The 13418-nt window shown below is 66.6% G+C and carries 10 protein-coding genes; 7 read left to right on the plus strand and 3 right to left on the minus strand.

Features of this window, described 5'->3' with window-relative positions:
• Positions 1–113 precede the first annotated feature (113 nt).
• Entirely contained in the window at positions 114–479 is a 366-nt protein-coding gene (locus BAC01S_RS06580; protein WP_027794035.1) for a hypothetical protein, read from the minus strand.
• Positions 480–788: 309 nt separating this feature from the next.
• Positions 789–2180 (minus strand): TIGR00366 family protein, encoded by a 1392-nt coding sequence (locus BAC01S_RS06585; RefSeq protein WP_027794036.1) that lies wholly within the window; start codon positions 2178–2180, stop codon positions 789–791.
• A gap of 312 nt (positions 2181–2492) precedes the next feature.
• Here BAC01S_RS06585 and BAC01S_RS06590 point away from each other — a divergent pair, with 312 nt between their 5' ends.
• A complete protein-coding gene (locus BAC01S_RS06590) occupies positions 2493–4457 on the plus strand; it encodes an enterotoxin (RefSeq protein ID WP_245616520.1) in 1965 nt (654 codons plus the stop codon).
• Positions 4458–4465: 8 nt separating this feature from the next.
• Here the strand turns inward: BAC01S_RS06590 and BAC01S_RS06595 are convergent, their stop codons facing one another.
• A complete protein-coding gene (locus BAC01S_RS06595) occupies positions 4466–6382 on the minus strand; it encodes a beta-galactosidase (protein ID WP_084168279.1) in 1917 nt (638 codons plus the stop codon).
• Between the two features lie 172 nt (positions 6383–6554).
• Here BAC01S_RS06595 and BAC01S_RS06600 point away from each other — a divergent pair, with 172 nt between their 5' ends.
• From BAC01S_RS06600 to BAC01S_RS06625, 6 genes are all read left to right on the plus strand, one after another.
• Positions 6555–7211 carry a peroxiredoxin gene (locus BAC01S_RS06600; RefSeq protein WP_027794039.1) on the plus strand — a complete coding sequence of 219 codons (657 nt, stop codon included), beginning with the start codon at positions 6555–6557 and terminating at the stop codon, positions 7209–7211.
• A 133-nt stretch (positions 7212–7344) separates the two neighbouring features.
• Complete coding sequence (gene hutC / locus BAC01S_RS06605; RefSeq protein ID WP_027794040.1) at positions 7345–8058, plus strand: histidine utilization repressor; 714 nt, start codon at positions 7345–7347, stop codon at positions 8056–8058.
• 359 nt (positions 8059–8417) lie between these two features.
• A complete protein-coding gene (gene hutU / locus BAC01S_RS06610; RefSeq protein WP_027794041.1) occupies positions 8418–10106 on the plus strand; it encodes a urocanate hydratase in 1689 nt (562 codons plus the stop codon).
• Positions 10103–10777, plus strand: a complete 675-nt coding sequence (locus BAC01S_RS06615; RefSeq protein WP_043201380.1) for a HutD/Ves family protein — start codon at positions 10103–10105, stop codon at positions 10775–10777. The genes hutU and BAC01S_RS06615 overlap by 4 nt, the downstream gene beginning before the upstream one ends.
• Positions 10774–11997, plus strand: coding sequence for an imidazolonepropionase (gene hutI / locus BAC01S_RS06620; RefSeq protein ID WP_027794043.1), 1224 nt, complete (start codon positions 10774–10776; stop codon positions 11995–11997). The genes BAC01S_RS06615 and hutI overlap by 4 nt, the downstream gene beginning before the upstream one ends.
• A gap of 14 nt (positions 11998–12011) precedes the next feature.
• On the plus strand, positions 12012–13412 hold the full coding sequence (locus BAC01S_RS06625; RefSeq protein WP_027794044.1) for a formimidoylglutamate deiminase: 1401 nt from the start codon (positions 12012–12014) through the stop codon (positions 13410–13412).
• The last annotated feature ends 6 nt before the right edge of the window (positions 13413–13418 follow it).

Genomic DNA, 13418 nt, shown 5'->3' on the forward strand with positions numbered 1-13418 from the left:
GAGCGATAAGGGACGAACCGGAGGCAAACCCGGCTGGACTGTTTTCCCAGCCGGTTGTCGTCTGGCCTGCGTGACCGGAACCGAAGAACCGTTTAACGGAACACAGTAGCCGCTTAATCCGCGGGGCGCCGGTCGGCCAGCGCGCGTTCGCAGTCGGCGAGTACCTGAAGGACGAGCTTGGCCTGGTAGTTCAGGTCGTCGGTATCGAGAATTTCTTCGACGGCGTCGCGCGCCCAGACAGCATCGACAAACCACGCATGTTGCTGCGCAATGTCCTGAGCAAGCGCGGTGAGCTTCGCGATTGCGAGCCAGTCGGCCTCGCGGCTGTGGCGGTCCAGCCACTTGTGCGCAGCCTGGACGTGGAAAGCCGCATTCGGCCAGGCTTCGTTGAGGTAGTACGCTCCGAGGCTCCCGCAGGTGAGCCAGCAGAGCAGTTCCACGCGGTCGCGCGGACTCAGGTATTGGCGTACATCACTCATGGCGACGCTCGCGAAAGTAACAGCGGTCGATGGACGGGCAAGCCAGAACGTTCGACTCCTACGATTGAACGATACCACGTCGCGCGCAAAAATTCCGCCCCCTGAATGGCGGCGCAAACGCGGATCGCAGGAATAGCGTCGCCTGGCTCGCGTGTGCGCGCCAATCAGGGCTGACACCAGGAGGGGCGCGCCGCGGGGCCCGTGCCGCGCGCGGCGATTGCCAGGGATGCCGAATGACCGGGGGGAGCGGCGGGAAGCAGCGGGTCGGCTGTGGTTGCGCCGCAGCACGAACCTGGCTTCGGGGCTCGATCAGGGCACGAGCCAGAGCGCGACCGCGTAGATCACGAGCGACACGGCAAACGTGACGGCCGTGTAGCCCATCACGCGCTGGATGCGAATGCCCGCGATGGCGACGATAGGCACGGCCCAGAACGGCTGCAGCATGTTCGAGACATTCTCGGCCATCGCGACGGCCATCGCCGTGCGCGGCACCGAGGCGTGCAGACTCAGCGCGGCCGGCAGCACGAACGGTCCCTGCACGGCCCAGTGGCCGCCCGCGCTCGGCACGAGCAGCGTGATGATGAGCGAGCTCAGATAGCTCCACAGCGGCAGCGAGAGCGGCGTGGCGATGGTGACGAACGCCTTCGCGATCATCGAGGCGAGCCCCGTGCCCTTCATGATGCCCATGATGCCGCCATAGACCGGGTACTGCAGCAGCATCGATCCGGTCTGCCGCGCGGCGCCGCGAATGGCGTTCGCGTAGGCGATCGGTGTGCGCTGCAGCGCGAGACCGATCAGCAGGAAGATCAGGATCGTCGTGTTGATGTCGAGATCGAAGCCTTTTTCGCTCCACTCCATCACGAGATAGCCCACGCCAAGCACGAGCAGAACGAGCGTGCCGAGCATCGACTGCTCGAGGCGCGTCGCGAGCGACGGCGTGCTGCCGCTTTTCGCATGCGGGTCGTCGTTGCCCGCGTCGCTTTCGGCTTCGGCCGTCTGCTGGAACGAGACGACCTGGTCCTCCTTCGGATGCATGCGGATGAAGATGAACGTCATCACGACCACGACGAGCACGGTGGGAATGAACACGAACGGTGCGAAGATCGTGGCGGAAAGCGGCACGACCTGCCCCGTCGCCTTTTCGACGAGATTGAGCGCATTGCCATGCGAGGCCTGGGAAAGCGCGATCGAGCTGGAGAGGCCGCTGTTGCAGATCGACCAGGCCGAGTAGCTGCCGGCGACGAGCCACGCGAAATCCACGTGCACGCGCCGCGCGATCTCGCGCGAGAGCAGCGCGCCCACGATCAGGCCGAGCCCCCAGTTGAGCCATGCCGCCACGGCGACCACCGGAAACACCAGCAGCGCGGCGCGCGCGGGCGTCTGGGCCCGGGACGCGAGCGCGCGCAGGCCGCGCTGCACGACGGGCGCGTTGGCGATCGCGTAGCCTGTGGCGAGGATCAGGATCATCTGCAGTGCGAAACCGAGGATGCCGAAGGTGCCGGTGTACCAAGCGTCGAGCAGCGTCGGCACGTTGCCGTGCGGTGCGATGGCGAGCGCCAGCACCGCGACGAGCAGCGTGAGGCCGACCGATAGCACGAACGGGTCGGGCATGACCCGTTCGAAGAGGTAGACGAGGGCGGCGACAATGCCGCGGCCGTCGGCGGACGGCGCGTTGGGAGTGGAATGGCTGTCTCGTTTCATGCTTGCGTGTTGGTCACATGCGGGGCACATACGGGTCGCGTGCGGCGCAGCGGGTTCATGTCGTGCCTTCACAGAGAGAAGGCGGCCTGCCCGTTCTTTTTTATCTGATGTTCGAAATTAGAACATCGTTTCGTTAATCGAACCGCGCAATGTTCGCTGCATGCCAGGTGGATGTCAAGATCGTAACGCAATGAGACGGAAGGTTGACCCTGGTTTCGCGGGTGCGATGGAGATAGAAAGTAATTTGAAAGAAATTTGGTGAATGTCCCCTGGAGTAAGCTTGCATCGCGTTTCGATCGGGAGGTCGAATTCATGCAGACGGATGACGGAGCAGCGTTGGCAGCACCCGGCGTGGCCGGATTCGATCAGGACGGCGACGAATTCGCGTTCGGCAACGCCGCCGTGGCGTTGACCTGGCGAGTTGCGAACGGACGCGCCGGCACGTTCGCGCTGATCGATCGCGCCCACGGGCGCACGGTGCCGCTCGTCGCGGCATTCCAGTTGACGTTTGCCGACGGTGCAACGGTCGGCTTCACCGATCTCGATCTGCTCGATGGCTTTCACGCGGCGCCGCTGGCGGCAGATGCGCATGCCACGCGGCAGGAAGCGCGCAAACCGGGCCTGCGCGTGAGCGCAACGCTCGCCGATGCCGCGCGCCGCGTGCAGATTGAATGGCATGCGGAGCAGCGCGACGGCGAAGCGTGGCTGCGCATGAGCCTCGAAATCATGGCGCTCTCGAGCGACGAGTCGTTAGCAATGCTGACGATGCTGCACGCCGAAGCGCCGCATGCGCGTGCGTGCGGTGTCCATGCGGGCGTGCCGGTTGTCGCGGACGATCTCTATCTGGGCGTCGAAAGCCCGCTTGCGCAGGCAGAGACGGCCGGCGCGGGCACGCGCTTCACGCTGAGGCGCGCATTGCCGCTGTTGCGGGGCAAGCGCATCGCGCTTTCCGCTGTCGTGGGCGTGGCGCGCGCGGGGCAGTTGCGGCGCGATTTCGCGCGCTACCTCGAAACCACGCGCGCCCGGCCGTATGAACCTTTCCTGCACTACAACTCCTGGTACGACATCGGCTATCTGACGCCCTACACGCAGGTCGAGGCGCTCGATCGCATCGCGGCCGTGGGTCGCGAACTCCATGAACGTCGTGGCGTGCGGATCGATTCGTTTCTCTTCGACGACGGCTGGGACGATCTTGGCGGCGCCTGGCGCTTCAGCGCCGCATTTCCGGAGGGTTTCGTGCCGCTGCGCGACGCGGCCGCCGGTTTCGGCGCGGCGCCGGGCGTCTGGCTCTCGCCGTGGGGCGGTTATTGCGAGCCGCGCGAGACGCGCGTCGCGCACGGCCGCGCGCTCGGCTACGAAACGGTCGGGGATGGTTTCGCGCTTTCCGGTCCGCGCTATTACGCGCGCTTTCGCGAAGTCGTCATGGACTTGCTGGAGAGGCAGGGCGTGAACCACTTCAAGCTCGACGGCACGGGCAACGCCGATTGTGTCGTACCGGGCAGCGCCTTCGACAGCGACTGGGACGCGGCGATTCACCTGATCCAAGCGATTCGCGCGGCGCGGCCCGCCACGTTCGTCAATCTTTCGACGGGCACCGTGCCGTCGCCGTTCTGGCTGCGCCATGTCGATTCGGTCTGGCGCGGTGGTGCCGACAACGGCGAAGCCGGCGTAGGCAACGCGCGCGAACGCTGGATCACCTATCGCGATGCCCAGACCTGGCACAACGTCGTGCGCGCCAGTCCGCTCTTCCCGCTGAATTCGCTGATGCTGCACGGCGTGATCTTCGCGCAGCGGAATGCGCGCCTGAACCGGCGCGAGGGCGAAGCCTTCCGCCATGAAGTGCGCTCGTATTTCGCGAGCGGGACGCAATTGCAGGAGCTCTATATCACCCCCGCATTGCTCGATGCGGACGACTGGGACGCGCTCGCCGCCGCGGCGCGCTGGTCGCGCTCGCAGGCGCAGGTTCTGCGCGACAGTCAATGGGTGGGCGGCGTGCCCGATGCGCTCGAAGTCTATGGCTGGGCCGCATGGGCGGCGCCGGTCGCCATCGTCGCGCTGCGCAATCCGCACGAGCGCGCTCAGACCTTCGTTCTCGATCTGCGGCGCGAGCTGGCGTTGCCGGCCGGGGCGTCGAGCCGATTTGCGGTGCGTGATCCGTGGGGTTCTCACGTGGGCGACCTGCCTGCGCAGCTTGACGCAGACCGTCCGCAGGTTATGCGGCTTGCGCCGTTCGAGGTGCGGGTGCTGGAGCTTCAGGCACTGCCCCACACGGGCTGAAGCAATGTTCAGGTCAACGTACGTTCGAGCGCGACCGGCATCGGTTCGAGCTGGTGCAGATCGAAGATCGTGATGGTGTTCTCGCCCGCCGCGAGCCACGGGGCCGGGCAAAAGAGGCGCTGCTGCGGGCCGATGCGCCAGTAGCGCCCGAGTGCGTGCCCGTTGACCCAGACGAGCCCTTTGGTCCAGTGCTGCATGTCGAGGTAGGTGTCGGCGGGCGCGTCCGCGTCCAGATGCAGTGTTGCTCGATAGAACCGTCCGGGCTTTGCGGCGTTCCGTTGCGTCGTGGCGGCAGGCCGCAACTGTGTGACGTAATCGCGATCCATCGGCAGCAGCGTGACGTCCCAGCCGGTGAGAACGTGGCGCATGCCCGCGCGATCGCGCAGCGCGACTTCGCCGATCAGGCCTTTGCGGTCCGCCAGTTCCGGGCCGTAGTTCACGCGGCCCATGCCTTCCACGAGGATTTCGAGCAGCACGCTGCCGTTCGTATCGGGTTCAGGGGGCGGTAAGGCGAGCGTTGTGCCGTGAACCAGTCCGAGCTCCTGCGCGAACGCCTCCTGCACGCGAGTACGCGAGAGTGCGCCCGCATAGCTGCCGCCTGCGAAGACCGTTGCATAGTCGTGGACTGCATCGATCGACAGCACGCCGCCGTCGTAACGATCGAGCCGCTTCCGGTAGAGCGCGAAACCATATGCAAGACCGTAGCGCTCGAACGGCAGCGCAACGTTGCCGGGTTCGAGCGCGAGCGGTGCGGGCAGGCTGTCCCACAACGAGGCCCAGGGCGCGGGGCGCAGGGCATCGGCGCCGCTGCGCGAGAGGGTGGGGAGCGGCGCGGGAACGGCGGGCAGCGGCGACGTGGGCGGCAGGTAAGAGGCGATGATGTGCCGGTATGCGTGGAATTTCGCGGTTGCCACGCCTTGCTCGCTGATCGGTGCCGCGTAATCGTAGCTCGTGATGTCGGGCTGGTAGTCGAGCGTTTGCGGATCCACGTTCGCGCCGGCATGGAACCCGAAACTCGTGCCGCCGTGAATGACGTAGAGATTGAATGAGAGCCGCTCCCGCATGAAGGCATGCAGCGTCGCGCAGAGATCGACGGCCGTTCCCTGCAGCGCCGGCTCGCCCCAGTGCGTGAGCCAGCCCGGGTAAACCTCGCCGGCCATGACGGGCACGCCGGCATATGCCTCGCGTGCATGCGCGATCTGGTCCGCGTTGCCGTTGCTGAGCGCAATCGCGCCGTTGGGTACGTTCGAGCGGTTCTGCTGCAGTTGCATGAGGCCGTCTTCGGTGTAGAACGGGCCGTCGATACCGTTTTGCCGCCACAGCGCGCACAGCGCTTCGAGATACGCCGGGTTGTGCGCATACGAGCCGAACTCGTTCTCGATCTGGATCATCAGGATCGGGCCGCCATTGGCGATCAATAGCGGCATGACGCGCGGCGCGAGTTCGGCGATGTAACGCGATACGGCCTGCAGGTAACGCGGATCCTCCGAGCGCAGCCGGATGTCCGGGATGGCCAGCAGCCACGGCGGCAGGCCGCCCAGATCCCATTCGGCGCATACATAAGGCCCCGGACGCAGCAGCACCCACAGTCCTTCCCGCTGGCACAGGCGAATGAACGCTTCGATGTCGCGATTCTCGCTCGCGAAGTCGAAGACACCGGGCTGGGTCTCGTGGTAATTCCACATCACGTACAAGGCGATGGTGTTCATGCCCATCGCCCTGGCCATACGAATGCGGTGCCCCCAATAGGCACGTGGAATGCGCGCGGGATGCAGTTCGCCGCTGCGAATCTGGAACGGCTCGCCGTGCAGCAGAAAATCGCGGCCGTCGGCGCTGAAGCGGAAGTCCGGAGAGGGGGCGCGAAGCGGCGCGGGGCCCGCGCGTTTTCCCGCTATCCCGAGTCGTTTCGCAGAACGATGTTTCATAACGTTTCCAGCCCCCAACGCGATGCCCGAGACAAACGATAGCAGGGCGGCTCACTGTCCGTAACGCGCCGGTAAAGGCCTGTCACCCCGCGTCGCGATGTCTACAATGCAACAGCAAGGCCCGCTCGCGCGAGGTGGCCTCGCATCCTCAATGCCCAAATGGAGGCTTGATATGACGATTCGTCTAGGTGAAGACGCACCCGATTTCACGGCGGAAACGACCGAAGGCACGATCCGTTTTCACGAATGGATTGGCGATCACTGGGCCATTCTGTTTTCCCATCCTAAGGACTTCACGCCCGTTTGCACCACGGAGCTGGGCTACATGGCGCACCTGAAACCCGAATTCGACCGCCGCAACACGCGCATCATCGGCCTGAGCATCGATCCGGTGAGCGACCACCGCAACTGGGTCAAAGATATCGAGGAAACGCAGGGCGCGGCCATCAACTATCCGCTCATCGGCGACGCCGATCTTACGGTTGCGAAGCTCTACGACATGATTCACCCGAGCGCGAGCGGCGGCGGTTCGCGCACCGCTGCCGACAACGCGACCGTGCGCTCGGTGTTCATCGTCGGACCCGACAAGAAGGTCAAGGCCATGCTCGTCTATCCGATGAGCGCGGGGCGCAATTTCGACGAGGTGCTGCGTTTGCTCGACGCGCTGCAAATGAATGCGCAGCACACGGTCGCGACGCCGGTGAACTGGAAGCCGGGCGACGAAGTGATCATCCCCACCTCGGTTTCGGACGAAGCCGCGAAAGCGAAGTATCCGCAAGGGTTCCGAACGCTGAAGCCCTACCTGCGCTACGTGGCGCAGCCGAAGTGAGCCGGGGCGGGCCATTCGGGACGGCACGGGGAGGCAGGGCCGCGCGACGACGGTAAAATGAGGGCCGGCTGGATCCGGTCGGCCGCTCATCGACTTCCGTCGGCCCTCATTTGCCCTTGCCCAGAACGAACCCATGCAAAACAAACTGGCCCGCAGCACCGCATTGCCCGCCTACGAACAGATCAAGCGTTACGTCCTCGAGCAGATCGAAAAGGGCGCCTGGCGTCCGGGGGATGTCGTGCCCTCCGAAACGGAGATGGTCAAGGAATTCGGCGTGGCGCGCATGACGGTCTCGCGGGCGCTGCGCGAGCTGATGGCCGAGGGGGTGCTGAACCGGGTGCGCGGATCGGGGACCTACGTGGCGCCGCGGCAGTACGAATCGACCGTGCTGCAGATCCGCAATATTGCCGACGAGATCGCGGCGCGCGGTCATCACCATACGGCGCGCATCCTCTCGCTGGAGGAGAGCGACGATCCGCAGGCGCTCGCCGCCCTCGAAGTCGAATCGGGGCCGGTATTTCATTCGCGCATCGTGCACAGCGAAGAAGGCGAGCCGATCCAGTACGAGGACCGCTACGTGAATCCGGCGGTGTTTCCGCAGTATCTGCAGCAGGACTTCATGCAGGAGACGCCGACGCACTACATGGTGCGCGTCGCGCCCGTGCAGCGCGCCGAATTCCGCATCTACGCGCAGAAGCCCGAGGCGCGCGTGCGCCAGTACCTCGAGATGGAGATCGGCGAGCCGTGCCTGCTGCTGATCCGGCGCACCTGGGTGGGCCCGCATGTGGCGACCTCGGTGCGGCTATGGCATCCGTCGTCGCGCTTTCATCTTGCCGGGACCGTCTGAGTCCTCCGATCCCGCTTTGCTCCTTCTCGCCTGGCGTGCCGCGCCGGCCTGAGGAGGCACACGTCGCCGTTTTCCGTTCAGTTGCGCGAGATGCCGCGCCGGTTCCACTCGATGAGTTCACCCATGACTATGTTGACTAGTCAACGTAGTCATGGGTACATACGTGCATCCTCCCGGCAGGCACGCATTTTTCCGGGAAATTATTCAGGGTAATCCCCTACGAGAATTTTTTCTAAACGAGTTGTATATACAACTTGGCGGCGTTAGACTTGATTCACGTTGCAACGCCAGACATGCGGCCCTGTGGTCCCGCGTCGGCGTTGCCCTCAGCACCGACTCAACTCGTACGCACCGACGCCATGAACAACCCGAAATTTGCCGATCCCCGCCTCGATCCCACCCGCACGATCCGCGCGCCGCGCGGCAGCGAGAAGGTCTGCAAGACCTGGCTGGCCGAGGCGGCCTACCGGATGATCCAGAACAATCTGGACCCGGAAGTCGCCGAACATCCGCACGCTTTGGTCGTGTACGGCGGCATTGGCCGCGCCGCGCGCAACTGGGAATGCTTCGACCAGATTCTCGCGTCGCTTAAGGACCTGAACGAGGACGAAACGCTGCTGATCCAGTCGGGCAAGCCGGTGGGCGTGTTCCGCACCCACGCGGACGCGCCGCGCGTGCTGCTCGCGAACTCGAACCTCGTGCCGCACTGGGCCACCTGGGAACACTTCCACGAACTCGACCGCAAGGGCCTCATGATGTACGGCCAGATGACGGCGGGCAGCTGGATCTACATCGGCTCGCAGGGCATCGTTCAGGGCACCTACGAAACGTTCTATTCGGTGGCGAACCAGCACTTCAACGGCAACCCGAAGGGCCGCTGGATTCTCACCGGGGGCCTGGGCGGCATGGGCGGCGCGCAGCCGCTCGCGGCGACCATGGCGGGCTTTTCGATGATCGCGGTGGAATGCGACGAGACGCGCATCGACTTCCGCCTGAAGACGCGCTACGTGGACCGCAAGGCGAAGACACTGGATGAGGCGCTCGCGATCGTCGAGGAAGCGAAGCAGACCGGCAAGCCGGTCTCGGTAGGTCTGCTCGGCAACGCGGCGGACGTGTTCGCGGAGATCGTCAAGCGCGGCATCACGCCGGACTGCGTGACGGACCAGACGAGCGCGCACGATCCGATCAACGGCTACCTGCCGCAGGGCTGGATGGTGGAGCAGTGGCGCGAGGCGCAGAAGGTCGCGCCGGAGAGCATCGTGAAGGCGGCGAAGGAATCGATGGCCCACCAGGTGCGCGCGATGCTCACGCTGCAGGAGCGCGGCGCGGCCACGCTGGACTACGGCAACAACATCCGCCAGATGGCGCTGGAAATGGGCGTGGAGAACGCGTTCGACTTCCCGGGCTTCGTGCCGGCCTATATCCGCCCGCTGTTCTGCGAGGGCAAGGGGCCGTTCCGCTGGGTGGCGCTTTCGGGCGATCCTGAGGACATCTACAAGACTGACGCGAAGGTGAAGGAGTTGATCCCGGACGATCCGCACCTGCACAACTGGCTGGACATGGCGCGCGAGCGCATCGCGTTCCAGGGCCTGCCGGCGCGGATCTGCTGGGTGGGCGTGAAGGATCGCTACCGTCTGGGCCAGGCGTTCAACGAGATGGTGAAGAACGGCGAGCTGAAGGCGCCGATCGTGATCGGGCGCGATCACCTGGATACGGGCTCGGTGGCGAGCCCGAACCGCGAGACGGAAGCGATGAAGGACGGCTCGGACGCGGTGAGCGACTGGCCGCTGCTGAACGCGCTGCTGAACACGGCGGGCGGGGCGTCGTGGGTGTCGCTGCACCACGGCGGCGGGGTGGGCATGGGCTTTTCGCAGCACTCGGGCGTGGTGATCGTGGCGGACGGCACGGCGGCGGCGCACGAGCGTCTGGGTCGGGTGCTGCACAACGACCCGGCGACGGGGGTGATGCGGCACGCGGACGCCGGCTACGAGCTGGCGCAGCAGAGCGCGCGCGAAGCGGGCCTGAAGCTGCCGATGCTCGGCCGATGAGCGGCGCGCACGCATTGCAGGGCAGCACGCGCGTCACGCTCCTGCGTGGCGCCGACCTTGTGGCGTCGCCGTGGAAGAACGGCGGCGGCGTCACGCGCGAGATCGCGGCGGCGCCTGCCGCCGCGGTGGTGGTCGGTTCGGCGCCCGCGGGCGGGGCGGGTGCCGGGCTCGACGCCTTCGCGTGGCGCGTGAGCGTGGCCGATGTTGCGCAAGCCGGCCCGTTCTCGCGCTTCGACGGCGTGGACCGCACGCTGGTCCTGCTGGAAGGCGCGGGCATGCTGCTCGACGAGGCTGGGCCGGCCGCGCGCACGCATGCGCTCACGCAACCGCTGGACGTTGCGCGCTTCGCGGGCGAAGCGGCAATCGAGGCACGGCTCGTGGACGGACCCACGCGCGACTTCAATCTGATGGTGCGCCGTGGCGCGGCGCGCGGCACGCTGGAAGTATGGCGCGCAGCGACGGCGCAACGCTTCGTCGTGCAAACCGTGTTGCTGCATTGCGCGCGCGGCCACGTTCAGGTGCGCGTGAACGACGCCGAACCGGTTACGCTCACAGCCGGCGATACGCTGCGCGCCGATGCGGCGCAACCGGCACAATCCATCGACATCGAAACGCAGGGCGACGGCGCGGTGCTGGCCATCGCACTCGATACACAACGAAGCACCCCATGAAACAGACTCTCTGGCACAACCTCAAGCTGTGCGCGCAGGGCGACCCGCGCGAGACGCTCGACGATGCGGCCATTGCCGTCGAGGACGGCAGGATCGCCTGGCTCGGCGCCGCTGCGCAGGTGCCCGCGCACTACGCCGCGTGGCCGCGCGAGGACCTCGGCGGCGCGTGGGTCACGCCGGGCCTCGTCGATTGTCACACCCATCTCGTCTACGGCGGCCAGCGCGCCGACGAATTCGCGCAGCGGCTCGCGGGCGTGAGCTACGAAGAGATCGCGCGCCAGGGCGGCGGCATCGTTTCGACGGTGCGCGCGACGCGTGCCGCGAGCGAGGACGAGCTGTTCGCGCAGTCGGCCGCGCGCCTCGAACCGCTGCTGGCGGAAGGCGTGACCGCCGTGGAGATCAAGTCGGGCTACGGCCTGGAACTCGCGGCCGAGCGCAAGATGCTGCGCGTGGCGCGGCGCCTCTCCGAACGTTATCCCGTGACCGTGCGCACGACCTTTCTCGGCGCGCATGCGCTGCCGCCGGAGTTCGCCGGGCGCGCGGACGACTATATCGACGAAGTGTGCGAGCGCATGCTCCCCGCGCTTGCCGGCGAGGGGCTCGTGGACGCCGTCGACGTGTTCTGCGAGCGCATCGGCTTTTCGCTCGCGCAGAGCGAGCGCGTGTTCGAGGCCGCGGCACGGCGCAACCTGCCCGTCAAGATGCACGCGGAGCAGCTTTCGAACAGCGGCGGCACGGCGCTGGCGGCCCGCTACCGCGCCTTGTCCGCCGATCACCTCGAGTTTCTGGACGAAGCGGGTGTGGCCGCCATGAAGACCGCTGGCACCGTGGCCGTGCTGCTGCCGGGCGCCTACTACTTCATCCGCGAAACGCAGTTGCCTCCGCTCGACCTCCTGCGACGCCATGAGGTGCCCATTGCGATCTCGACCGACAGCAATCCGGGCACGTCGCCCACGACCTCGCTGCTGCTCATGATGAACATGGCGACCACGCTGTTCCGCATGACCGTGCCCGAAGTGCTGCTGGGCGTGACGCAGCACGCGGCGCGCGCATTCGGCGACAGCGAACGGCACGGCACGCTGGCAGCCGGCCGTCCCGCAGACTTCGCGGTCTGGCGCGTGCAATCGCTGGCGGAGCTGGCCTACTGGATCGGACGCCCGCTGTGCGAGCGGGTGGTGCGTGCCGGCGAGACCGTCTTCGAGCGCCGTTTGGCCGCATGAACTTCACCATGACCATGAATCCGACTTCACGCACGCTTTTTGCGGCGCACGCATATCTGCCGGGCGGCTGGCGCCGCAATGTCCTGCTCGAATGGGACGAAACGGGCACCTTGCGCGCCGTCACGCCCGATCTGGCGCAGGCGCCCGAGGGCGTGCCGCATGCAGCGGGTCCGCTTCTGCCTGGCATGCCTAATCTTCATTCGCATGCGTTCCAGCGCGCCATGGCGGGCTTGACCGAATACCGGGCGAATCCCACCGACAGCTTCTGGAGCTGGCGCGACCTGATGTACCGCTTCGCAGCCCGCATCACGCCCGACGACCTCGGGGCGATCGCGCGCTGGCTTTATGCGGAGATGCTGAAAGCGGGCTACACGTCCGTCTGCGAATTCCATTACGTGCATCACGCCGAAGACGGCCGCCGTTACGGCAACCCCGCAGAGCTTGCGCAACGCGTGGTGGATGCGGCGGGCGAGACCGGCATCGGCATGACGATGCTGCCCGTGCTCTATCAGTACAGCGGCTTCGGCGCGCAAGCGCCGCGCGACGATCAGCGGCGTTTCATCAATACTCCCGAGCAACTGCTCGCCCTTATCGACACGCTGCGAACCGCGCGGCCCGAGCACGGCGCGCTGCGCTACGGCGTGGCGCCGCATTCGCTGCGGGCCGTTTCGCACGCATCGCTGCGCGCGCTGCTGGAAGGGCTCGACGCCATGCTGCCCGGCGCGCCGGTGCATATCCACATTGCAGAGCAGACGGCCGAAGTGGAGGCTTGCCTCGCGACCGAGCGTGCCCGCCCCGTAGCGTGGCTGCTGGAGCGCTTCGACGTGAACGCGCGCTGGTGCCTCGTGCATGCCACGCACGTCGATACGGCCGAGACCCGTGGGCTCGCGAAGAGCGGGGCGGTTGCGGGCCTGTGCCTCACGACCGAGGCCAATCTGGGCGATGGCATTTTCCCCGCGCACGACTATCTCGACGCGGGCGGCGCGTTCGGCATAGGCTCCGATAGCCATATCGGCGTGGACTGGCGCGCCGAGCTGCGCCTGCTCGAATACGGGCAGCGGCTCGTGCGGCGCCAGCGCAACGTGCTCGCGTCGCCGCAGACGGCGCAGGTTGCCGACCGCCTGTTCGAAGGCGCGCTCGCGGGCGGCGCTCGCGCCACGGGACGCGCCACGGGTGCGCTAGTCGAGGGCGCGCGCGCGGACTGGATCGTGCTCGATCCGCAGCACCCGAACCTCGCGGAGCAGACCGCCGGCAGCTGGCTTTCGTCGGCCGTATTCTGCGAGCATGGCGAGACGCCCGTGCTGGACGTATACACGGGCGGCGAGCGCGTGGTGGCGCAGCGCCGCCACCGCGACGAAGAGCGCCTGTACGCGGACTACCGCAAGGCGCTCGCGCGTTTGTTGTCCAACGCCTGAGCCGAT

The sequence above is a fragment of the Paraburkholderia acidipaludis NBRC 101816 genome (assembly GCF_000684975.1).
Lineage (GTDB): Bacteria > Pseudomonadota > Gammaproteobacteria > Burkholderiales > Burkholderiaceae > Paraburkholderia > Paraburkholderia acidipaludis.

Coding starts and splice junctions, on each gene's coding strand:
- BAC01S_RS06580 (WP_027794035.1), bottom strand. CDS start 479: ATGAGTGATGTACGCCAATACCTGAGTCCGCGCGACCGCGTGGAACTG.
- BAC01S_RS06585 (WP_027794036.1), bottom strand. CDS start 2,180: ATGAAACGAGACAGCCATTCCACTCCCAACGCGCCGTCCGCCGACGGC.
- BAC01S_RS06590 (WP_245616520.1), top strand. CDS start 2,493: ATGCAGACGGATGACGGAGCAGCGTTGGCAGCACCCGGCGTGGCCGGA.
- BAC01S_RS06595 (WP_084168279.1), bottom strand. CDS start 6,382: ATGAAACATCGTTCTGCGAAACGACTCGGGATAGCGGGAAAACGCGCG.
- BAC01S_RS06600 (WP_027794039.1), top strand. CDS start 6,555: ATGACGATTCGTCTAGGTGAAGACGCACCCGATTTCACGGCGGAAACG.
- hutC (WP_027794040.1), top strand. CDS start 7,345: ATGCAAAACAAACTGGCCCGCAGCACCGCATTGCCCGCCTACGAACAG.
- hutU (WP_027794041.1), top strand. CDS start 8,418: ATGAACAACCCGAAATTTGCCGATCCCCGCCTCGATCCCACCCGCACG.
- BAC01S_RS06615 (WP_043201380.1), top strand. CDS start 10,103: ATGAGCGGCGCGCACGCATTGCAGGGCAGCACGCGCGTCACGCTCCTG.
- hutI (WP_027794043.1), top strand. CDS start 10,774: ATGAAACAGACTCTCTGGCACAACCTCAAGCTGTGCGCGCAGGGCGAC.
- BAC01S_RS06625 (WP_027794044.1), top strand. CDS start 12,012: ATGAATCCGACTTCACGCACGCTTTTTGCGGCGCACGCATATCTGCCG.